The organism is Halochromatium glycolicum, from assembly GCF_016584085.1.
Classification (GTDB): domain Bacteria; phylum Pseudomonadota; class Gammaproteobacteria; order Chromatiales; family Chromatiaceae; genus Lamprobacter; species Lamprobacter glycolicus.
This window is the reverse complement of record NZ_NRSJ01000002.1, coordinates 146,066-167,100: the sequence shown is the minus strand read 5'-3', so window position 1 is coordinate 167,100 and position 21,035 is coordinate 146,066. Positions and strand designations below refer to the sequence as shown.

The window sequence follows — 21,035 nt, the reverse complement described above, 5'->3', positions numbered from 1 at the left end:
AATCGGGTCGCTAGTCGCCCGCCGAGTAGCTGCTACGGAGCCCCAACGGTGGCGCCGTCAGCAGCCACTGCCCGCTCTACCAACTCGTCGGCCTCCTGCAGTTGCCCAGCCTGAGGCGAACGATACCCGAGGAGCTTGAGCGCTTCGTGGTACTCGGGCAGGACATCGAACTGAGCCAGCACGTCGGCATTGATGATCTTGGATCGATGGAGGATTTCCTTGGGGGTCATACGGGCGCTGGTGAAGTCACCTGTTACCCAGCGGTTGTCCGGCCAGCGCTCGCGGTAGCCCGGATCGAACGGCAGATGCAGTTGATCGCAGAGTCGGCGCAAACTCGTATCGGGATCGCCCACGAAGTCTTCTAGCCGGATAAAGCCAGTCTCTGCGGCCAACCGTGCAAAGGCCAGATACCCCGTCATGAAGTCAGTAAGCGTCAATCGCCCGCGGATCAGCGGGAGACGTTCCAAGCTCAGCCACTGGTAAACAGGATGCCGCACTAGGCTGATGCGGCGCAGTGGAAAGCGTCCGGCTAACTGCTCGGCATGGGTGCTGCGATGGGTTGCCGCCGATAGAAATGGGACGGCGTGGAAATCCAAATGCGACCAATCACGCAGCACTAGCTGACCGCCGTGCTCAGCGACGCGCACGGCAATTTGTTCGACCCGGTCGGGATACTCCGAGCGGCCGGCGTCTTGCACGCCTTCCTGGGTGTCCAATAGGCCATACCATTCTCGCGCTTGATGCTCCAGGCCGAACTGCTCCGCCGTACTGACATGGCGAGCCGCCGCTGCTGATTGCGGGTGCACTTCGCTGAATAGATAGACACCGTTCATAGCGCCGAGGCAGCGGCTGATCAGCGTCCCGCCCGAGCGCGCAAGCGCGTGGATGAGGTAAACCGGAGTTGGGCCTTGGCTCGCCGTCGGGATGCTGGATTCCGCAGGTGCCTTTGGCGTACCGCGCCAAATCGGTCCATGCACACGCGTTCCAGAAGGCTCCTCTGCCCCGCGCGCATCGCACCAACGCTGCACCATCGCGCCATAGGCATCCTCCAACGCTCGGGCCAATCCTTTGGCATCGCACAATGGGCTGGCGCGCATCTGCTCGCGCTGTGTGGACCGCATGGCCCGGCGCCCTTCGACATCGCGCGCGAGGGCGACGACTTTGTCGATATAGCTGTCCTCATCGTCGGCGATCCATTCCGTCCGCCCCAACGCTTGCAGCAAGGACGCTGTCTGGCGCGAGCCTACCCGCTCGCCACGCAAGGTGATCACCGGCACGCCCATCCAAAGCGCATCGCAGTTGGTCGCCGCGCCGCGCCAAGGGCCGATGGGGTCGAGCGCGATGTCGAGGCCATCGTAAGCACGCATATGCGCCGACCAGTCCGGGGTGGCGGTGTGGTCGCGCAGCTCCATCCGGTCGGCGCCGATACCGTGGGCCGCAAAGTCCGCAGCAAGCTGCTCGCGCCGGCCGGCATCAGCCCACTGTTTGGCCTTGAGCACCAGCTTGGCCTGAGGCAGTGCGTGAAGTAAGCGTGCCCATAGGGCCAGCGTTCGCGGCGTGAACTTGACGGGATTATGGAAGCTGCCAAGCCGAATGGTGCCGTCCTCTTGCGGCTGCCAGCTCGGCGCCGGCGCAACCTCAGCTCCGTTGTAGACATGGGCGACGCGCGGCAGCCGCCACACCGTTTCGCTGTAGTGGGCATCCATGCTCGGCGGTGTCTGCTGCGGATCACCAATCCAATAATCGATCTCAGCGACGCCGGTCGTGCTGAAATGCCCTAAATACGCCACTTGCACCGGCGCAGCACGCAGCGCAAAGACACCGAGCCGGTTGTGCTCGGTGTGATTGGACAAGTCCACCAAGATATCCAGCCCATCGCCGCGAATCCGCTCGGCAGCGAGCTCATCCGACAAGCCAACGATCGACTGCCAGTGGTCTACCAGCCCGCGGATACGCGCAGTCACTGCATCCTGCTGCCCATTGGTGGTATACGCCCAGAGCTCGGTGCGCGTACGGTCATGCGCGGCCAACACGGGCTCGAAAAAATGGGCGACGGCGTGCTGGCGAAAATCCCCCGAGACATAGCCAACACGTAGTCGACGCCCAACGATAGGCACTGGCTGATGAGCTAACACCGGTAGCGAACGCTGGTACCGACTGCCATAGCGACGCGCCAAGCCCAGAAAATCCTCGTCATTACCTTCTTGTAACGCCGAGCGAACAAAGAGTTCATTCGAGCGTGCCTCTGCGAAATCGGGTCTGAGTCGAAGCGCCTGTTCGTAAGCCAGCAATGCCTCATCTAGGCGCCCAAGCTCCTTGAGTGCATTGCCCTGATTATTCAATGCAACGGCATCATCTGTTTTCGTATCTAAAGCCCGACCGTAAGCATCAAGTGCGTCCTGCGTGCACCCCATCGCCTGCAGGGCTGCTGCACGGTTATTATGCGCCTCAGCGTAATCAGGCTGAATCTGCAGAGCCCGATCATACGCGTGTAGCGCATCATCCAATCGCCCAAGCGCTTTGAGCGAGTTACCGCGGTTGTTGTGCGCCTTGGCGAATTTTTCCTGGATCGACAGAGCTTGATCGTAAGCCTCCAATGCCTCATCCAATCTCCCTAAATCGTTGAGCGCAATGCCGCGGTTATTGACTGCCTCTGCAAAATCCGGCTTCAGGTGGAGTGCCTGATCATATGACCGCAGTGCCTCCTCCTTGCGGCCAAGGTCATTGAGCGTAATACCGCGGTTATTATGAGCCTCGGCATAATCGGGCTTGATCCGCAAGGCCAGATCAAACGCATTCAGCGCCTCGTCCAAACGGAAGAGCGACTTCAATACAATGCCATGGTCGTAATGATAGGCCGCAACCCGATTGTTCTTTTCGATCGCGCAACGGATAAGCGCCTCAGCTCCCAGCGCATCGCCGCGCCGGTACAAGGTGGCGCCCAGGCGGTACATAGCATCGGTGTGGTCAGGCTGCTGAGCAAGGATTTCCCGATACCCCGTCTCCGCCTCTTCCAGGGCACCGCGTTGCTCGGCAGACAGCGCCTGCTGGAAGCGCATCGTCGGCAAATGTTTCCTGCTTTGCTTATTGCTCTTCTTTTCTCGCCACTTTTCGCTGAAGCGTGAGCGTTTGTTTGGCATTTGGAATCTCTGGTAAATGCGCAACAATAAAAGATGGCAAAATTCGCAAAAAGGGTCTTAGAGCCTACAACCCGATACAGTTACGCGCGCGATAAAAAACAGCGGTTGACCAGGCTGCAAGGTTAACTGGTCCCATGCCAATAAAGTCGATACGCTTGAATCCCTGCTGCAGAAGGGACTCCGAGCCTGAGTTGTACTGGGGCCTCTCTGCGTTATCCAGGATCACGATCCCGTCTTGCTTGAGCGCATGGACGCAATTGCGCAGGCAGTTGACGCGATCTCGACCGTCCACAAATACGATGTCGAACACCCCCTTATACTGGGGTTTCGTGATTTCTTTTCCGTAGGCTCCACCATAGTCAAGCGTATGGTAAATATACTCAACGTTGCCCGGCATCTTCCCCTTCATCTTCTGGTACCAGCCAGCATCGTGCTCAACAGAAACGATCTTTTCCACATGCGAGCTCAACCAGAGCGTTGAGTTGCCGCTTCCATACTCAAACACTTTGAAGTTGCTCCTTATCCTTTTGTCAAGAAGATGCAGGAACGGATAGGTCACCCACGGCACTGGCTTACCCTTAACTGTACTTTCCCCTGAACGCAGCGACTGTTCCCAATCAAGCCCATTGAGATAACTTCGCGGATGTCGAAGCAGTAACATTCCGGCATCAGCGCTTGACGTTGGCGCTGGACTGAATGGGGGGGGGCTATCCGCAGTCAGCTTAATGTGCTTTAGCCGTTCCTGATAGCGCTGAGCATAAGCCTTTTGGGACCTTGATCCTCCGCTATCAATCAAGCCTAAGAGTTGCAGCGTATAGTCGTAGGAGTGATAGGCTTCATCCATGATGGTAGCGAGTTTCAGGAGATCACTTGTCGTTAATTGATTCAACCGATCGAACGAGGGTATATACACGGCGTCCGCCGTGGTTAGCTGATTCAATCCTTGATGGATGCCGCCGTTAATGGTCATCGGCGCATACAACCGCCGGCGCTGCTCCAGCAGGGTATGCAGCATGAAGCCATGCGCGCGCATCCATTGATCGATATCCGCAAACAGCGGTTGGCCTTCATAGAGGTGGATGAAGTTGGCCTCGGTCTGGATCACCAAGGCGTCCTTGAGTTTGCGTTCACCATGCTTGAAGACGGTCAACTCGCCGCCTTGGATGTCAATCTTGAGCCAGTCGATGTGGGTGATCTCGGTCACGTCATCGAGGCGGACGGTGTCCAGCACGGCCGTGCTTTTGATCTTGCCCCATATGGGATAGCCCTGAAAATGATCGAGCACCGCGTTGTTGGGCTTCAGCGTCGAGGTCATGCCGGACGCTTGGCAGATGTACAAGGTGGCTTGTCCACCGTCACCGACCGCATGCGGCAGGTAGGTCTCGTGCGGCCCTTTCATCTGCTGCAGCTTGGCTAAAGCATCGGCCTGGGGCTCGAAGCCGACCAGCCTGATGACGCCCTGCTTGAGCAGGCTGGCATAGGGGGGTGTGCCATCGATGGGATTGGCGCCGATGTCGACCACGCGAATTGGCTCCTTGAGCTGCCAGAGCCGTGCTGGCGTTCGCTGCTTGCGCGTTGGACTGTGCTTGGACGCAGCGGCGGGCGTCGGCTGGGCCGCGGCTGGCTTGGCGTTGCGTTGGTTTGGCTTGGCGGGGGCCGGTTGGCGCGCCGGTATCGGCTCAGCTTTGGCAGCGGGCTGATTGGCGCCAGATCGCGGTGGCTCGCTGTTGGCTCTTTCACCGAGCTGTATCCACAGCTGCGGGTTCTGGCCTTTAGTCACCAACCGACTCTCGGGCTTGATGGTCACCTTCTTGCCCAACCGCAGCGCGGTTAGGGCCAGCCGGCGCTCGCTCTCGATGCCCGCGCAGGGCAACCGGCGGCGCTTGACCAGCAGCGGCAGCGCGGTCTCGGGCTCGGCATGACGCTGAGCGCGGGTCAGTTGCGCCTGGGTGTCGAGCAGTTGCGCGAGCAGCCAGTCGCGCCAGGCGTCGGCATCAATTCGCGAGGGCTCGCCGCTGGTCACAGCTTTGGTGGAGGTCTCGCTGGCCTTGGTGCCGTTGACCATGGCCACATCGCCTTCCGTTTGTCCGGGCGCGCAGGTGTCGAAGGCTGCACTGATGGGGAGGCAAGGCCAACCGCGGAGCAGTGTATCGACTGCGGCCTTTGTTGCAGCATCGCCATCAAGCTGGTGCAGCAACCTGTCGATCCATTGCCGGGCAAGCGCTGGCTCACCAAGTGCGAGATGCAGGCGAATGCGCAACAACGTTGGGGCGATGGGGGCGACAGGCGCGGAGGTATTGCTGGCGTCTTCGGGTTTGGATGCTTCGTCATGAGCGGCGTCCGGCGCTGCTGTGAGCCGGAGGAGATGCGCTTGGCTGGCCAATAACCGCTGATAGCGCTCGCCGAGCGGGCGCTCGAGGTCGAAGGCGGTCAGCGCATCATCGAGCGCAGCTTGGTAGTCTGCGGGCAGGTCGGCGGCCTGCTCGCGCCAGCCCGGGAGTAACCTGGCGGCGAAGGGGTAGCGGGCAAGGGCTTGCGGCCAAAGGGGTTCTTCAGCGTGCATGGCGGGCCTGTTGGCGTGCATCAAGAAGACGACGGGTTAGGGACCTGTTCGAGCCGCATCTGCGGCCTTTCGGAAACGCACACAGCGGCCGCTGCGATCACGCTGCGGCAATGTCTCAGGCGTCGGCGTCGTAGGCGGCGGCGATGTCGTCGGTTTCAGGCGTCGACTGTGCATGGTTGGGCCGGGAAGCGTTGAGGTCACCACGGCGCGGCATCAGGCGGGCCGGATCATCCGCTCTTGTCCACGCAGCCAGGCGGCACGCGTGGCGTTACAGGCATAAAGAGTAGCCGGTTTTTCTAGCCCTGATCCTGCACTGGGCGCGGTTTCACCGTCGGCTTCGTGGTTGGTATCCGCGTTTGTGAGCAGGTCGGGGCTTCCGTTTTGGGTGCAGTTGGCGACGGGAGCATCCTGCAGCAAAACCAAGGCATTAAGGACCGGGATCAGTCGGTAGAGGCTGAGACCAGCGGCTTGCAGGTCGGCCAGGGCGGCGCTATCGCTGGGCAGCATGAGCAGCGGGGCGGCCTGCTGAATCCAGCCTGGGTCGAGCTTGGTTGTCGGGCCGAGGCGTATTAGGTCGAAGGCGGCAGCTTCACCGTGATCGCTGCCGTCGTCGTTTGTCTCGCTGCGGCAACTGTCTGTCTCGCCACTGTTTTCGCTGCTGACGCTGGGTGAACTGGTGCTGGCGTGCTCGCTCGGCTCCTCGGTTTGAATCAGCGCTTGCAGGCCGTTATCAGCGACGCTGCGGGCGAAAAGCGGATCAGGGTTGAGCGCCAGTACCCTGCCCTGCCCGTGCAGCGCTTGAGCCAAGCCCAGCGCGTAGAGGCCGTAGCCGGTGTCGGCATCGAGCACGCGCAGACCGGGTTGGGCCAGTTGGCACCAGAAGGCGTAGTCGGGCTCGGGCCAGTCTTCCAGCTCCAGCAGCGTCAGGGTAACCGGGTTCTCGAGATCGGCCGGGACGTTAACCTTGAGGCCGTTCTTGAGGTTGAGGGTCCAGTGGGACTGCACAGTTTGCTCAGGCGCTTTATCGGAGTCTTCGGTGCTCGTTCATCGAGCCAGTCGAACTGTTAGCGTTCAGTCGAGCCTTCCGCTTTAGGTATACCATCATTCAGCCGCTTTGGCATTGTTCTCCGGACGCTCTCGGGAGGCGTTCATAGCAACCATCAATCGAAAACGAACTCGCCGGGGTCATCGGCATCCGCGTCAGCAACCCCCTCGACTCTCATGTTGACATCCGGCTCCTTCACCATCCCCTGCGCTAGCAGGTAATCCTCGGCCCTGTTCCCATCCACCTCGGCTAGCAGTGTATAGGTGAGATCCTTGACGTTGAACACGGTATGCAGCAGGAAAGCGAGTTTCAGACGCTGAGCCTCACTCAGCGTAGCCATTCGCGCCTGATTAGGCAGGAACAGCACGTCGGCGCTGACTAGCTCGCTGCGTTGCGGATTGACTAGGTCATCCCGCGCGGGCAGATGGGTGTCGTGCGCCATGTCGTTAAAGCGATAGAAGCGAAATCCACGGCGCGTCACCCAGCGCTGTAGTTCGGCCAACGTGGGTTGTCGCTCGTGCGTTCGCTGGAAGGCGATGCGTGCCTGGATCAGCAGACTATCCTTCAGTGCTTGATCGCCATGCTCGAGGATCGCGCTTGCATCGCTCAGGTGATCGAGAATGAGCCAGTCCAGGCTTTCCAGTCCGGCGACGCTGTTCAGCGCCACGGTGCTGATCGGCATTTTGGCAAGCACCTGCACGCCTTGGCGCTGGCCAGGCGGCAACTCCTCGGCAGGCAGCGGCTTGAGCGTGCTGCTCAGCGCCGGGTCTAAGCAGGCATACAGGGTGGCGGGCTGACCGTCGCCGAGCAGCGCGTGCGGCACCAGTTGAACATCGGCGCTCTCGCTGAAGCGCTCGGGCCGTTTGAGCAGACCGCCAGGGTCGAACGCGACGATCCCGAAGGCATCGAGCTTCAGCAGCTCCTCGATGCCATCGTCGCGCAACAGCTTAGCGCTGCTGTCGATTACCACCAGCTTGGCTGGCAATTGCCAGTTAAAGCGGCGCTCCGCGAGCACGCGCGGAGTGATGTAGGGAACCGGATGGCGCAGCACCACCGGCGCGGTGTCGCCGGCGAACTGGCATTCGCCTTGCGCGGTAAAGTTGAGGGCAGCGGGCGCCTTGTCCTCACAATACCGCTGCCAGATGGCACGCAAGGCGGCATCCAGATTTTCGGCAAAACGTTTCCCGTCACACAGCGGTGAGGCCATCACCTGGTCACGCATGCGACGCCGAATACGGGCCAGCTCATCAAGATCGCTGACCAATTCGAGTACACGTCGCTGCAGGGACTCCCAACTCTCGCAAACCCACTCCGGATACCCGGCGTTGGTGACATGAGTCGCGGCGTGGCGACCGGCGAAGGTCGGGCCGGGACGCGTCAGCACCGGCACGCCCATCACCAGTGCCTCGCAGGTGGTGAGCCCCCCGGAATACGGCCAAGGATCGAGGGCAATGTCGATGCGCCAGTAGGTCCTCATGAACTCCTTGTGCTTTGTCGAGCCTTCCAGCTCGACGCGCTCAGGCGCGATGCCGAACTCGGCCAAGCGGTCGCGGATACGCCGGCAAAAGCCCTCATCCTCATACTGGCCGCCTTTGAGCAGCAGATGGCTTCCGGGCACCGACTGCATGATACTAGCCCACTGGGCGAGCAGTTCGAGATTGATCTTGGTCGGATTGTTTAGGCAGCCGAAGGTGACGTAGCCATTGCGTTGCGCAGGGAGGTCGTTAACCTCTGGGAATACGACAGCGGGAACATCGGGCGGAATGCTGTAACAAACGTAGTCATCTGGCAGGCGCACGAGGTTTTCGACATACCAATCATCAACACCTGGAGGTGTCTCGACCCGATCAGTGAGAAGATAGTCAAACGCCCCCAGCCCCGTCGTATTGATCAAGCCACCGACCCATTTCACGATGAGAGGCGCTGGCTTGCGTGCAATCACCGTTAGCCGATTACCCTCGTTGTGTCCTGCCATATCGATCAGGATGTCGAGCTGATCCTTGCGGATGGTGGCATCCAGCTCATCGAGGCTTTGCTTTTCCAGCATCCGCCATTCGCTCGCTGTGCGCTGCAGCTGTTTCGTGACGAAATCCTCCTTGGGATCGAGCGAATAGTAGTAGAACTCAAGATTCCGGCGCTTGACGTTCAAGACTGCCGGGAGAATCATCAGCCCGACGGGATGCGAGTGGAACCCGGCCGAGAGCATACCAACCCGCAAGCGGCGAGCCGGCTGCTTGTCAATTGGCGAAGGCGCTTGCGCCGCCACCGGGAAGCGCCGCCGCCAGTTCAGCGCAGCGTCATAGATCTCGCGGGCGCTCACCGCAGGGTCGTAGTGCATGCCCGTAAGGATATTGGACGCTGCACCGAGCTCTTGCGGGTCGCGGCGGAGCGCCTCGTGATAATAGTCTCGGGCCTTCTCGAAACGGCCGATATCTTGATACTTGGTCCCGACCAGATTGTAATAGGTCGCCTCCTTCGGCTTGAGTGCCATCAAGGCGTCGCAGTCGCGCATGACCGTCGCGTAGCGCCGTGCTCGAGAGAAGGCGTGAATCCGCAGAGCCAGGATCGCTATTGAGCTCGGATTCAGCGCAAGCGCTTGATCCAATGCGTCTATGGTCTTCGTCTCGCGTCTTTCGGCGTAGTAGACATGGCCCAACATCAAATAGAGCTCGGCGTTTTCGGGGTCCAGCTCGACAGCCTCGTTCAAGGCGCGCTCCGCCTCCGAAAACTGCTCAAGCCCAAAGTGGGCACGACCGAGCTGCAGCAACGCTGCTGCTCGGGCAGCGTCGGTACTCAGTGCACAGGCTTGCTGGCTTGCCGTGACCGCGCCTTCGTAATCTTGTTGCCGTTGTTTGACTTGCGCCAAAGCCTGCCAAGCGAATGGGTCCTGCGGGTAGTTGCGGCTGAAGGTCTCAGCGAGATCTGCAGCCCTCAGGTTATTACTGCCTCGGAAATAATGCTCGAAACGCTGGCGCTGTTCGGAAGGAATACGGTGGGCGGTATGCGGTGGCATGGTTGAACTCTTTCGTAGGAGGGCCTCCTGCTGAGTCTAAACAAAAAAGGCCCCCAGGGCGGGGGCCTTTGAGCGCGTTCAGCCTCTTGCTGAGGCCATCAGGCTGATCAGCCCAGCAGAGAAAGCACGTTCTGCGGCAGCTGGTTGGCTTGCGCCAGGACGCTGGTACCGGCCTGCTGCAGGATCTGAGCCCGCGTCATGTTGGCGACTTCCACCGCATAGTCGGCATCTTCGATGCGCGAGCGAGCAGCGGAGAGGTTCGTCGTGTTGGTCGACAGATTGGTGATGGCATCCATGAACCGGTTCTGCACCGCACCAAGCTCGGAGCGCAGACTATCAACGTTGGCCAAGGCTGCATCAAGGGTTGCGAGCGGGTTTTCCGTTGCCGTTGCACCGCTCACCTCATCAAACGTTAGCGTTCCATTCTCAGTCGCGTAGACAAGGTTGGCTGCACCATCGGTGAAGGAGCCATCATCGCCCTGGTAGACGGTCGCCGTCGCTGTCGTCGCGATCTTCTCTGCGTCAAATCCTGAGACAAAGAGGGTCGAACCACCGTCCGACAATCCGGCCGCGATGAACGAGTAGGTCGCACCACTGCCGGTACCGCCGTCCACATCAACGTCGTAACCGACTAGGTTAGCATCACCCCGGGCTTCCATCCTGTCCTCGAGTTCCGCCATGGTCAGAGTGTCGTTTTGGACGTCGATCTCGTTCGCAGTCGTCGTCGAGACGTAGTTCACCGAACCGTCACGGATGGTCATATCGCCGGCAGCGGCGGTGCCTGCGTCCATAAAGGCTGCAATGTCACTGATCGCGGCGAGGTTGGAGCCTGCGGTATTATTCTCGGTCAGGTCACCGGTACTCGAATTGAAGTAGAGGGCTGCGCCATCGCCGGCACGGGTGACATTGCCAGCGGAATCGACATTCACATCGACCGTACCACTCGGACCCTCAATGGTCAGTGCGCCAGTCTCACCGGTTGCTGGCGTGAGTGTGTCAGCAAACGAAGCCGCAGTGACCCCCCGAGTCTCACTGAAAGTGAATAGCTCGGTGTCGGCATCCCACGTATAGGTGACGTTGTCACCGGTTGCGTTGGTTCCCGTCACCGTTCCACCATCTTCAAGCTGGGCCAGCGCCAGGCCAACGCCGCCATTCGCAACGTTTGCAGTGCTATTGTATGTCGCGTTGACGTAAGAATTCGCGGCATCATTCTGGGCCACGAATCCGTCAGCCGTTATCTGCCCCTCGGTTGCCAGGCTGTTCGCGGTGCCAACGCCATCGACATTGAAGCCGCTCAGGTTAAGGGTGGAAACGTCTACCTGGCGCAGACCGATGTCGATGGTCTGACCATCATTGGCGCCAACCTGCACGCGCAGGTCTTGAACGCCTTCGGCGAGCACCCTTTCGCCGTTGAAATCGGTCTCGGCCGAAATACGGTCGATTTCAGCCAGGCGTTGATCGATCTCGTCCTGGATGGACTGCAGGTCAGACTCGGAGTTGGTCCCGTTCTGCGCCTGCACGGTTAGCGTGCGGATGGTCTGCAGGTTGTCGTTGATCTGATTGAGCGAGCCTTCGCTGGTCTGCGCGATCGAGATACCGTCATTCGCGTTGCGCTGGGCTTGGGTAAGGCCATTGATCTGCGCAGTGAAGCGGTTAGCGATGGCCTGGCCAGCGGCGTCGTCCTTGGCGCTGTTGATGCGCATACCGGAGGAGAGGCGCTCCATCGCGGTGGTGAGGTCGCTCTGGCTCTTGCCGAGGTTCTGCTGGGCGATCAGCGAGGTGATGTTGGTATTAATGACGGACATGGTTCGCTCCTTCCGTTACGTGGTGTAGGCGCCAGGTAAAGGCGTATCACGTTGATCGCCGGGCCTGCCGCAACGGCACCATTGTTGGCCGTTGCCTAGGTTAACGGCCGAAGCGCGCCAGACTTAAGGGCAGGAGACCGAAAATTGCATCAATCCGTCGATTCTTTGCCCTTGTTCTCAGCCGCGGCCCTCCGCGCTAAAGTCTCCTCGCCAACTGCCGATATTTCCCCTAGAACCAGTCTCGCCCTCGCAGCCTGTGGCGCTTCCTGCACCAACGCCACACCTGCGGCCTTTGTCACCTAGGGAGTCAGAACGCCATGTCAACCGCGCTTACCGATATCAGCCAAACGGCACCGAACACCGCCCCGGTCAGTCAGCTGAACCCGCGCCAGCGCATCGAGGCGCTGGTGGACGGGGTTCCAACCGTCGGCAGCCTGCTGGCGGAGGCAGAGAGCAGTCAGACGCCCGGCGTCAGCGAGCTCGAGGAGCCCGTGCAGCGCGTCAATGAGGTCATGAGCGAGTATGGCGTGCAGTTCCAGCTCACCGAGCCGCCGGGCGAGCGGATGGTGATCCGCATCGTGGATAGCGAGTCCGGCGAGCTGATTCGTCAGGTGCCGCCGGAGGAAGTCTTGCGGGTCGCCGAGCAGCTGGATAAGATGCAGGCCGCGCGCGGCGGGCTCATCAACCTGGAGGCCTGAGCCGGTTCTGGGCTTTGCTCGGGTGGGCGCTGCAAGACACCACAGTTGAAGCACCGCGGTTGAAGCATCGCAGCCAGCGGTGTGCTGCGGTTTTCGGCCTGGGTGGCGGCCCCTGTGCTCAGGCCAAAGAGGCTGATGCCGCGGAATTGCGCGTTCGTGGCTTGCTCTAGTGCATTGCGGCAGAAATGCCGAGACCCTTTTCCTGCCACCTAATCCTGCCACCTGGGCCGTCAGCACTGTAGGAGCCCGCTTGCGGGCGACCTTTATGCTAGAAGCCGCCTGTGAGCGCGCCCAATCCGTGCTGCTTGACCGAGCCTTTTTCAGTCTGGATGCGGATCAATTTGAGCAATTCCTCGCTGCGCTCGACGCACCGCCGACACCCAATGTCGGTCTGGAGCGGCTGATGGCGATCGAGGCCCCCTGGGATACCGGGACGACATGACCCAGAGCCTTTTGCCACCGCAACCGTTGTCGACCGAACACTAGCCTGGGGATTTTCCTGCGGTGAATCGTCGCTCGATGAGTGGCTACGACACCGGACATTGTCCAACCAGACTTCGGGAGCGAGCCGGACTTTTGTGGATGTTGTCGGAAGGCGGAAGCGCTCTCATTGATCTCGGCGCTGTTTCGCCAGCCAGGCTTCGATGATGGCGGGGTCGAGGCATTTGAGTCGCTGCTCGGGGTCGAGCCCTTTGAGCCGTTGCTCGGGATCGAGACGCTTGAGAATCGCGTCGGGGTCGCGCTTGAGCGCGTCTTCGATCACCAGTTCATGGGTCTCGCGGATGAAGTCTTGCAGGGTGTAGGCCATCTCGGATGCCTCGCGTTGGAAGATGAGGTGGAGTCGTTCGAGCAGTGTCCAGCAGCCGCTTTGGTTGGGCTCGCGCAGGCGGCGGTAATGTTCAAGCCCTTGGCGCATGTTTCCCGTAGGCGCGAATTTCCTGAGCAACCGGCTCAGGCACCCAAACGCTCGGCGCTGCATCAGCGAGCAACTGCAGCAGGCTAGCCTCCACCAGATGGATGAGCGGCGAGGTATTGACCACAAATGGCTGCACTTGGGGACTCCCCTGTCCAGTGCCATCACCGATATCAGCCAAACCGCACCGAATAGTGCCCCGGTCAACCAACTCAACCCGCGCCAGCTTCTGGAGGGCTTGCTGCAGGCGCTGCCGGCCGCCGGCAGTCGACTGAGTGACGCCGAGAGCAACCAGGCCCCAGGCCGCAGTGATCTCGAAGAGCCGATCCGGCGCGTGAACGAGGTGATGAACAATTATGGCATGCAGTTCGAGATGAGCGAGCCGCCCGGCGAGCGCCTGATCACACGCATTGTGGATAGCGAATCAGGCGAGGTGATCCGCCAGATCCCACCGGAGGAGGTGATGCGCTTGGCCGAGCAGATCGCCGAGATGACCCAAGCCGCCCGCGGTGGCCGGGTGAATCTTCAGGTTTGAGGGCTTGAGGGCTTCTGGGGGCTCGGCGCCTGGCGGCTGGGTGTGTGCTGTCTTGAGCGTTTGGCGGCTCGGTGCTCGCCGAGCAGCCAGCGAGCGGCCAGAGGGCTTAGGCCGGGCTTGGCGCTGCGCTGTTCGCCAATCTGGTTTAGCCTAGCTGGTTAGCCGGCGCATGGTGGTGATGAGCGCGCGCGGGCTCGCGCTCGAGGCTGGCGCGGCCATCACCTTGTCGTGAAGAGGTCGTCGATGATGCCGCTTGGCGCCGCGTCTCAGTGAAAGATGGTTTCTGGGGTCTCGGCGGTGAGGATGTTATCTAGCCAGGCATCAAGCTGCTCGACATCGGCCGCTTCGATGCGGTCGCGGTAGCGCTCGGCGCAGTCAGGGCCGAACTTGCGGGTGAGTTGGCGGAGGAGTGTTTTGGCTTCGCCTATGACGACGCCGCGCTGTTCGCCGATGATGACGCCACGCTGTTCGCCAATCTTGATGCCCTTATCAATCCCGGCTTGTTCAACTGTGGTGACGTATGGCATGCGTTGTTGCTCCTCGTAGGCATAAAGTTCTTGGCGGAAGTCCGCTTCAAGGCCCTCGGGCAGGCGGATCATCCAGTCGATGAGGCGAAAGAGTTGCAGGATCAAGGGGCGCTCGTAGCCGCGTTCGTACAGCATGCGGATGAGGCGGAATTTCCAGCCTTTGAGCGTTTCGGCATCGTCGGTCACTTTGGCGCGGATCTGCGCCATGACCACTAGGGCGAAGACGTTGTCGCTGGCTTCCAGTTCTGCCCAGCGCTCGGGTTCGGTGTAGTCGAGTAGTTTGACCGTTGGAAACTCAAACAGGAGGCGACAACCCCAACGCCCGTCTTCGTAGCTCGCGGGGCGAAACTGGCGATTGGTGTCGCTGAGCACGGCGAGGCTGACGACTGAACGGTTGTGGCGGTCACGGATGCGGTAGTTGTACTGGAACATGCGCTTGGCGAACGCGGTTTGGGCCGCACCCTGCACTTCCGCGTGGACCAGCACCCAGAGGTCGTGACCTTCGCGGGTGCGCACATCGATGAGTTTGTCGGCGTAGCGTCGGCCGCTGTCGGCGTCGCCGGTGATCTGCTGCAGCTCGCTGTCGAGCGAGCGGTAGGGGGTGCTCCAGTCGATCTCGGCGTGGATGTCCGGGAATAACAGCGCGAGGAACTCGGGGAAGAAGCGTTCGAGGGCTTCTTTCCAGGGGCTGTCCTGGTCGCGCTTGGGTGAGCCCGTTGCAGCCGGGGTGTTGTCGGTGTTGGTCTCGGTGGTCGCCAATCTGGTTTAGCCTAGCTAGTTAGCAGGCGCATGGTGGTGATGAGCGTGCGCGGGCTCGCGCTCGAGGCTGGCGCGGCCATCACCTTGTCGTGAAGAGGTCGTCGAGCGAGTTGGCGCTGAGGATCTGCTCGACCCAGGCGTCCAGTTGCTCGTCCGTGGCTTGCTCCAGGCGCTTGGATGCCGACTCCGGTATCTCGCCGAATTTGAGGGTGATGAGTTTGCGGAGGGTGCCCTCCACGCCTGCTTTTTGGCCTTCTTCGCGCTCGCGTTCTGCCCAGTGTTGTAGGTTTTCGGCCAACATCGCTTTGTCCTCGATGAGTGAATGAACCTGTGTGAGGTCGATCTTCGCGCCAAGGCGCTGAAGATGACGCTTGAGCCAGCGGGTGATGAGCCGATCAAGGCGGGCCTTGTTGGGGTCAGCCTGGATCAGGCGCACCAGCCGATCGACGGCGGCTTGCAGGGAGGCGCGATCGCCTGAGGCGATCTCGACCTGGAAGAGGCCACTGAGCGGGCTGTCGATGGCGCTGAGCTGCTTCGGAAGTGTAGCGCCCTTCGTCAATCAAGTAATAGCGCAGGTGGGGTTGGCAGGCGCGGAGGAACTGCGGTGGCTCAGGGCGGATTTGCTCGCTGATGTCATCAGCGGCGCTCCAGCGATCGAGTCCATTGTAGAGCACGATCGGCAGGATTGGGGGCAGCCCTTGAGCGAGCGTGGTGACCTTGGTCTTGATCAGGTGTTGGTAGAAGCAAGCGACGTAGTGCAGCATGCGCAAAGGCATAGAGGGATCGACGGTGGATTGGAATTCGATCAGGAGATAGAGAAACAGGCGCTGGGTAAGGCCTTGCCAGTGCACCTCGAGCGACCAGACGACGTCTTCGAATCTCTCCTCGAACAGCCGGGTGATGTAATTGCCGCTGTGGTTCCTGAGGGTGCTGAAGTCCATCAGGGCGGCGATCTCGGGCGGGGCGAAGCCTTCGATGAGCTGTTGGACGAATTCAGGGTGGCTGAAGAGCTCTTTGTAGCCGGTGTCGTGGTGGTTGGATATGGGGTTAGGACTGGTTGTTGAGCGGGCTGCTGGCTGGCGGAAGCTATGAGGCGGTTTGGAAGTGGACGCGTTTGGTGCGGAGGTGTGCGGCATTACCAATCGGTCTTGATGCCGAATTGCTCAAAGGCGGGGTCGCAAGTGAGCAATGGTAGATGTTCTATCTCGCTCTGCGCTGCAAGCATCCGATCAAAAGGATCTCGATGAGCAACCTTGAAGCCTCCGGAGCGTAGCGCATGGAGGTGAGTGATTGGCAAGTGATCAAAGCCATCTGCCGCCACGAGCTCCGAGAAGCGAGTGGTCGCATCCGGTACGCCCTTGAGCTTGCCAATGCGTTGCTTGGTGGCGATCTCCCATGCACTCGCAGCACTGACGTAGATGCTGTTGTCCGGGTCCGCGATAACCTGACGGGCTCTATCCGATAGCTGCGGGTTGTTCGTTGCCCACCAGAGGAAGGCGTGCGTATCGAGCAAAACCCGCATCATTCAGCCTCCCAAGCGCGAATCTCTTCCTCGGGCAAGGGTTCGAAGAAGGCATCATCCACCCTGCCCGCCAGTCGGCCCGGTTGACGCTGCGGTGCCGCGTTGGCAAGTGGCAACAGCCGGGCGTAAGGCTTACCGGCCTTGGCGACAATGATCTCTTGGCCACGATGGGCCTGCTCAAGGAGTTTTGAGAAATGGGTCTTTGCTTCGTGAACGTTGACAATGGTGGTCATTACAGGTTGACTGATATGGACTAAGGAGTCGACTAAGTCTATCTTCGGCAGGTGGCCTTGGCAAACCGCGCGCACAAACCGGCGCACAAACCGGGACGCGCGCAAACCGGGACAGACCCTGAGGTATCCCCAGAAAATCACTCGAAAAGACGGCAGGTTATCCTCTGCTTAGATGGTCAGCCGACGCTGCACGGCTTCACCAGAATTCGATCCACGCAGCACCGAGGAGATCATCGGCTACGATGCCAACGGATTGCCAAGCTAAAGATACCTAATCGGATGCACGCAGAGCTTCGACTTGGGCCAGTGTCAGGCCGGTTGCTTGGGCAATCTGGGCGTCACTGAGCGCACCGAGTTGGATGAGGTTGCGGGCTGTTTTGCGCGTCGCTTCCTCGCGCCCTTCCTCGCGCCCTTCTTCGCGCCCTTCCTCCATGCCCTCCTCACGCGCCATAGCGAGCAAGGTCACCTCATCCCGCAGGGCCTTTTCGCGTGCTTCGGCCCAGTAGCGTTCTTCTTCATCGGCGCTCATGGCGCGCAGTTTGCCGATGGCTTTTTGCACCGGGGGATGGCTTAGGCTGCTCATCAGGGTCTCCTCCTGCCAGTGTTCGAAGTAGGTGATCCAGGCCGAGAGGCGCTCGGGTAGATGGCCGAGGCGGTCGGCTTTTCTCAGTTCGACCATGTTAAGCTGCAGTTCGCGCCCGAGGCGCACGTCGGGACGGGTGCGGTCGCGCAGCTCGAAGCACCACAGCGCTTGATCGGCGTGCTCGGGCTGATCGAACAGGGCGAAGTCGAGCAGGTGAATGCCGATCACCGGCTTGAGCTTGCGGTAGTCGTCGCCAACACCGGGTTGTTCGCTGAGCATCCGCGCCAGGTAGAGGGTGCCACGGGCGCTCCAGACGGGGAAGCGTCGCACCTGCATCTCAATATTGTAGCGCTGTCCCTGTTCGTCGATGGCCTTGAGATCGAGGATCAGGCGTTTGCCGCTGAGGTGCTCGGGGTTCAGGCGCGCATCGAGCAAGCTGACCTCGATAATCGGCGGCTCATGGCTGCGCACGGCATTGATTAGGTCAACCAGCAGTTCCGGCTCTTCGGAGAAGATGCGGAAGAAAACGTAGTCATTCTTGGGATCAAGCAGCTCAAAGTCTGGCTGGCTCGCTTTTTCAGGTCCGTTGGTCATCCGCTTCAGCGCCGAAAGTGGGTCGTGGTTATCGCAGACTCTTGCCGATGGCGATTCTAGCTACTCATCAATGGCTTGAAGACATGCTAAAGATCAAGACTAGCCCCAGCGGCACCCGTTTTGCCATTGGCTTGATTCCAAAGATAAAGTTTTGGGGATACCTCAGGATACCTCAGGGACGGACCACGGTTTAGCCTAGCTGGTTAGAAGGCGCATGGTGGTAATGAGCGTGCGCGGGCTCGAGGCTGGTGCGGTCATCACCTTGCCGTAAACAGGTCGCCGAGCGAGTTGGCGGTGAGGATCTGCTCGACCCAAGTGTCCAGTTGCTCGTCCGTGGCTTGCTCCAAGCGCTTGGATACCGACTCGGGAATGCTACCAAGCGCGCGGTCGAAACTCGGCAGCGTTGAGAATGCTCGCCGAATCGCCGGTGGCTCGGATGCTGTACAGCCCGCGGTTTTCCACCATGGCCTCGGCTCCGGCATCGGCCGTGAGCCAGGCCATCGCGCCGTAGAGCCGGTTGCCGGCGTAGCGCGGTATCCAGGTCTTTAGGTGATTAAGCTTGTTGAGAAAGTCTTTCACATCATCGGGACGCAAGGTGGTCTTGACCTCGACCACCACGACCACCTCGCCATTGTGGGCGATGATGTCGAATTCATAGTTGCCGCCATCGGGTCGTTTGCCTTTGAGCCGGGTGGTAGTGTCGGCAATGGCGATCCCGCGTTCGGTCAGTAGCCTGACTAAATCGCCCTCCACCAGGGCTTCCATCAGTCGGCCCCACTGGCTGGTGAAGAGCTGCTCGAGTTGATTGAGTTTGCGATCGGTGTCCTTGAATCTGCGATCGGTATCCTTCTGTGCTTCCGTCAGTGCTTTCTGTTCTTCGGCAACTTCCTTCAGTGTTTTCGACACGTCCTTCTGTGCTTCGGCAACTTCCCGAAACAGACTCATGATCTCGTCATAGGTGGTGTCCATCGCCTGTCTCTCCCGGGTCCAACGTCGTCAGTGTAGCAGCGAGCACCGGGACGCGATAACCGGGCTTGCAGGGAGGCGCGGTCGCCTGGGGCGATGTCGACCGGGATGATGCCACTGAGCGGACTGTCAATGGCGCTATGGACGATCAGTCCTGGGACTCGGCGTCGAATCTTTGTCGCCATCAAGACAGTCGGCAAACTCAGTGACTGTCATGATCGGGATGTGAAACTGTGACTTGATGGCGTGAAGATCACCATCGCCGCTGACCAAGGCATCGGCATGGCCGAGGGTGGCGAGCGCTAAGAACATGAGGTCGTCAGCATCGCGGATGTCTGGCAACTCTGCCGGTGTCGCTTCGATCTGCAGGGTTTCGACAAAGGGCAGATAGTCAGCGAGCAGCGCCTCTTGTTGGTCGCGGCTGAGGTTGAACTTTGGATAGCTCAGCACGCGCAAGAGCTCGCCTACGGTGTCTTGACTGGCGAGCGGAATGAAGCGCTTGGCTTGCCATGCCTGGCGCAGCCAAGCGCATCGACCGCCCGAGAAGATCAAGGCCGATACCAGGCAATTGGTGTCGATAACCACACGGACTCGGCTCACGGGCGCCTTCTTGCCCAGGCGATGGCCTCATCGATATCCGCAGCAGTGAGACCGAGCTCGTCGAGCTTGGTGCGCACGGCATCGGCTTGCTGAAGACGGACCGGGGTGAGGATGATCTTCCCCTCTTGTGCGGTCACGTCATAGTAGTCGGCCTCGCCAACCTGCTGCACAACGGCCTTCGGCAAGGTGACCTGGTTCTTGCTTGTGCGTTTGGCAAGCATACCGGCTCTCAAGGTAATGAAGTAAGGAATTTGGATATTAGCAGATTCGCGTGCAAGCTGCGCCTTGTTGGGGTCGGCCTGGATCAGGCGCAGCAGCCGGTCGACGGTGGCTTGCAGGGAGGCGCGATCGCCTGAGACGATCTCGACCTGAAGTCGATGAGGCGGAAGCGCTGCAGGATCAAGGCGCGCTCGTGGGGCGAACTGGCGGTTGGTGTCCCTGAGTACGGCAAGGCTGACGACTGAACGGTCGTCATTGGGCTTCCGTGGCACCTGCTATAAGACCGCCAACTGGAGCTTTTGGGGCAAGCCATCAGGTCGCCATCCGGCATGCACAGCTCTACTGATGGTCATGGGGTTCCTGCAGTAAGCGTGCGAGATGTTGCCGGACTCCGTGCTGATCCGGAAGCGAGAGCTGGCCCAAGCGGTCACGCACGAGGCGGTGGTCCAATGTGAAGAGCTTGCGGAGGGTGCGTTCGATGCCTCCCTGGCGGCCTTCCTGAATGCCTTCTCGCCTTGCCTCATTGAGAAAAGAGACCTCGTCGTGAAGCGCGTTCGCGTTCAAAGGCGAGCTGGCGCGCCTTTTCGTCGGCGCTGAGCTCGCGGATTCGGCTCATCGCTTGCTTGACGGGTTCGTGAGTGATCGGCACCATCGCCACGAGTGCGAAGACGTTGTCGCTGGCTTCCAGTTCCGCCCAGCGCTCAGGCTCGGTGTCGTCCAGCGGTTTGACTGGTCGATTGCGGGAAATAGCAGCGCGAGGAACTCGAGGAAGTAGCGTTCTAGGGCTTCTTTCCAGGAACTGTCTTGGTCGCGCTTGGTTGAGACCGTTGCCGCCTGGGTGTTGTCGGTGTTGGCCTCAGTGGCAGCCATCGGCTCAGTTTAGTCGACTGGGCTTCCACTGATGTTAGACCTGCATATTCATGACGTCACGATAGGCCGTGACTAGCCGGTTGCGGAGCTGCAGGCCGAACTGGGAGGCGACGCTGGCCTTCTGCATGTCGATCATCAGATCATTCAGCGAGATATCCGGGTCGCCAGCCTGAAACGCCTTGGCCTTGTCGGCGGCCTCGAGCTTCAGGGTGTTGATCCGCTGGATGGCGGCCTGCAGCTCGCCGGCAAAACCACCCGCTCCGCCTGGCAGCGGGGTGGCCTGGCGCGGACCACCGCCCGCCTCCGCCGCAAGCGCGCGCATCGCCGTGAGGGCAGATTCAAGGGCAGGCGCGGTGCTCATACCGGTTCGCTCTCCTCTGTTCAAGTCAGTGCGACAAGCGCACCTCAAGTACGCGTTGCGTCAGGTTTGCAGCGCAACCGCAGACTTAC

The 21,035-nt window shown here is 60.5% G+C and carries 21 protein-coding genes; 4 read left to right on the top strand and 17 right to left on the bottom strand.

The window, feature by feature from the left end:
* Window positions 1-32 precede the first annotated feature (32 nt).
* The 4 genes from CKO40_RS02035 to CKO40_RS02020 all read right to left on the bottom strand — a co-directional run bounded on the left by CKO40_RS02035 (window position 33) and on the right by CKO40_RS02020 (window position 9,515).
* Window positions 33-3,140: an O-linked N-acetylglucosamine transferase family protein gene (locus CKO40_RS02035; RefSeq protein ID WP_200344251.1), complete on the bottom strand. Its 3,108-nt coding sequence runs from the start codon at window positions 3,138-3,140 to the stop codon at window positions 33-35.
* A 64-nt stretch (window positions 3,141-3,204) separates the two neighbouring features.
* Window positions 3,205-5,703 carry an FkbM family methyltransferase gene (locus CKO40_RS02030; protein WP_200344249.1) on the bottom strand — a complete coding sequence of 833 codons (2,499 nt, stop codon included), beginning with the start codon at window positions 5,701-5,703 and terminating at the stop codon, window positions 3,205-3,207.
* 213 nt (window positions 5,704-5,916) lie between these two features.
* A complete protein-coding gene (locus tag CKO40_RS02025; protein ID WP_200344247.1) occupies window positions 5,917-6,708 on the bottom strand; it encodes a hypothetical protein in 792 nt (263 codons plus the stop codon).
* Window positions 6,709-6,863: 155 nt separating this feature from the next.
* Window positions 6,864-9,515, bottom strand: coding sequence for an O-linked N-acetylglucosamine transferase, SPINDLY family protein (locus CKO40_RS02020; protein WP_420827350.1), 2,652 nt, complete (start codon window positions 9,513-9,515; stop codon window positions 6,864-6,866).
* On the opposite strand from CKO40_RS02020, the gene CKO40_RS24040 reads away from it, so the two are divergent.
* Window positions 9,396-9,767 carry a hypothetical protein gene (locus CKO40_RS24040; protein WP_242476720.1) on the top strand — a complete coding sequence of 124 codons (372 nt, stop codon included), beginning with the start codon at window positions 9,396-9,398 and terminating at the stop codon, window positions 9,765-9,767. The genes CKO40_RS02020 and CKO40_RS24040 overlap by 120 nt on opposite strands.
* A gap of 101 nt (window positions 9,768-9,868) precedes the next feature.
* On the opposite strand, the gene CKO40_RS02015 is transcribed toward CKO40_RS24040, so the two are convergent.
* Window positions 9,869-11,566 (bottom strand): flagellin N-terminal helical domain-containing protein, encoded by a 1,698-nt coding sequence (locus CKO40_RS02015; protein WP_200344243.1) that lies wholly within the window; start codon window positions 11,564-11,566, stop codon window positions 9,869-9,871.
* A 317-nt stretch (window positions 11,567-11,883) separates the two neighbouring features.
* Between CKO40_RS02015 and CKO40_RS02010 the strand changes: the two genes are divergently transcribed.
* Both CKO40_RS02010 and CKO40_RS02005 read left to right on the top strand, forming a co-directional pair.
* A complete protein-coding gene (locus tag CKO40_RS02010) occupies window positions 11,884-12,264 on the top strand; it encodes a flagellar protein FlaG (RefSeq protein ID WP_200344241.1) in 381 nt (126 codons plus the stop codon).
* A 250-nt stretch (window positions 12,265-12,514) separates the two neighbouring features.
* Window positions 12,515-12,706, top strand: a complete 192-nt coding sequence (locus CKO40_RS02005; protein ID WP_242476719.1) for a type II toxin-antitoxin system TacA family antitoxin — start codon at window positions 12,515-12,517, stop codon at window positions 12,704-12,706.
* A gap of 165 nt (window positions 12,707-12,871) precedes the next feature.
* Here CKO40_RS02005 and CKO40_RS02000 read toward each other — a convergent pair whose 3' ends face one another.
* Together CKO40_RS02000 and CKO40_RS25580 are read right to left on the bottom strand one after the other, a co-directional pair.
* Window positions 12,872-13,180 carry a hypothetical protein gene (locus tag CKO40_RS02000; RefSeq protein WP_338074100.1) on the bottom strand — a complete coding sequence of 103 codons (309 nt, stop codon included), beginning with the start codon at window positions 13,178-13,180 and terminating at the stop codon, window positions 12,872-12,874.
* Entirely contained in the window at window positions 13,164-13,274 is a 111-nt protein-coding gene (locus CKO40_RS25580; RefSeq protein WP_476702797.1) for a hypothetical protein, read from the bottom strand. The genes CKO40_RS02000 and CKO40_RS25580 overlap by 17 nt, the downstream gene beginning before the upstream one ends.
* Window positions 13,275-13,277: 3 nt before the next feature.
* Here CKO40_RS25580 and CKO40_RS01995 point away from each other — a divergent pair, with 3 nt between their 5' ends.
* A complete protein-coding gene (locus CKO40_RS01995; RefSeq protein ID WP_200344237.1) occupies window positions 13,278-13,712 on the top strand; it encodes a flagellar protein FlaG in 435 nt (144 codons plus the stop codon).
* Window positions 13,713-13,978: 266 nt separating this feature from the next.
* Here CKO40_RS01995 and CKO40_RS01990 read toward each other — a convergent pair whose 3' ends face one another.
* From CKO40_RS01990 to fliE, 10 genes are all read right to left on the bottom strand, one after another.
* Entirely contained in the window at window positions 13,979-14,998 is a 1,020-nt protein-coding gene (locus tag CKO40_RS01990) for an RpnC/YadD family protein (protein WP_200344235.1), read from the bottom strand.
* Between the two features lie 79 nt (window positions 14,999-15,077).
* A complete protein-coding gene (locus CKO40_RS24035; protein WP_338074099.1) occupies window positions 15,078-15,434 on the bottom strand; it encodes a DUF4351 domain-containing protein in 357 nt (118 codons plus the stop codon).
* Window positions 15,415-16,134 carry an Rpn family recombination-promoting nuclease/putative transposase gene (locus CKO40_RS01985; protein ID WP_242476718.1) on the bottom strand — a complete coding sequence of 240 codons (720 nt, stop codon included), beginning with the start codon at window positions 16,132-16,134 and terminating at the stop codon, window positions 15,415-15,417. Before CKO40_RS01985 ends, CKO40_RS24035 begins: the two co-directional genes overlap by 20 nt.
* Window positions 16,134-16,520, bottom strand: a complete 387-nt coding sequence (locus CKO40_RS01980; protein WP_200344233.1) for a type II toxin-antitoxin system VapC family toxin — start codon at window positions 16,518-16,520, stop codon at window positions 16,134-16,136. Before CKO40_RS01980 ends, CKO40_RS01985 begins: the two co-directional genes overlap by 1 nt.
* Window positions 16,520-16,753: a type II toxin-antitoxin system Phd/YefM family antitoxin gene (locus tag CKO40_RS01975; protein ID WP_200241652.1), complete on the bottom strand. Its 234-nt coding sequence runs from the start codon at window positions 16,751-16,753 to the stop codon at window positions 16,520-16,522. The genes CKO40_RS01980 and CKO40_RS01975 overlap by 1 nt, the downstream gene beginning before the upstream one ends.
* A 271-nt stretch (window positions 16,754-17,024) precedes the next feature.
* Window positions 17,025-17,930, bottom strand: a complete 906-nt coding sequence (locus tag CKO40_RS01970; protein WP_200344231.1) for an Rpn family recombination-promoting nuclease/putative transposase — start codon at window positions 17,928-17,930, stop codon at window positions 17,025-17,027.
* 372 nt (window positions 17,931-18,302) lie between these two features.
* Entirely contained in the window at window positions 18,303-18,899 is a 597-nt protein-coding gene (locus CKO40_RS01965) for a hypothetical protein (RefSeq protein ID WP_242476717.1), read from the bottom strand.
* Between the two features lie 135 nt (window positions 18,900-19,034).
* Window positions 19,035-19,481, bottom strand: coding sequence for a putative toxin-antitoxin system toxin component, PIN family (locus CKO40_RS01960; protein WP_338074098.1), 447 nt, complete (start codon window positions 19,479-19,481; stop codon window positions 19,035-19,037).
* 11 nt (window positions 19,482-19,492) lie between these two features.
* Window positions 19,493-19,717: an AbrB/MazE/SpoVT family DNA-binding domain-containing protein gene (locus tag CKO40_RS01955; RefSeq protein ID WP_200344229.1), complete on the bottom strand. Its 225-nt coding sequence runs from the start codon at window positions 19,715-19,717 to the stop codon at window positions 19,493-19,495.
* Between the two features lie 902 nt (window positions 19,718-20,619).
* Window positions 20,620-20,946 (bottom strand): flagellar hook-basal body complex protein FliE, encoded by a 327-nt coding sequence (gene fliE / locus CKO40_RS01950; RefSeq protein WP_200344227.1) that lies wholly within the window; start codon window positions 20,944-20,946, stop codon window positions 20,620-20,622.
* Window positions 20,947-21,035: the final 89 nt, after the last annotated feature.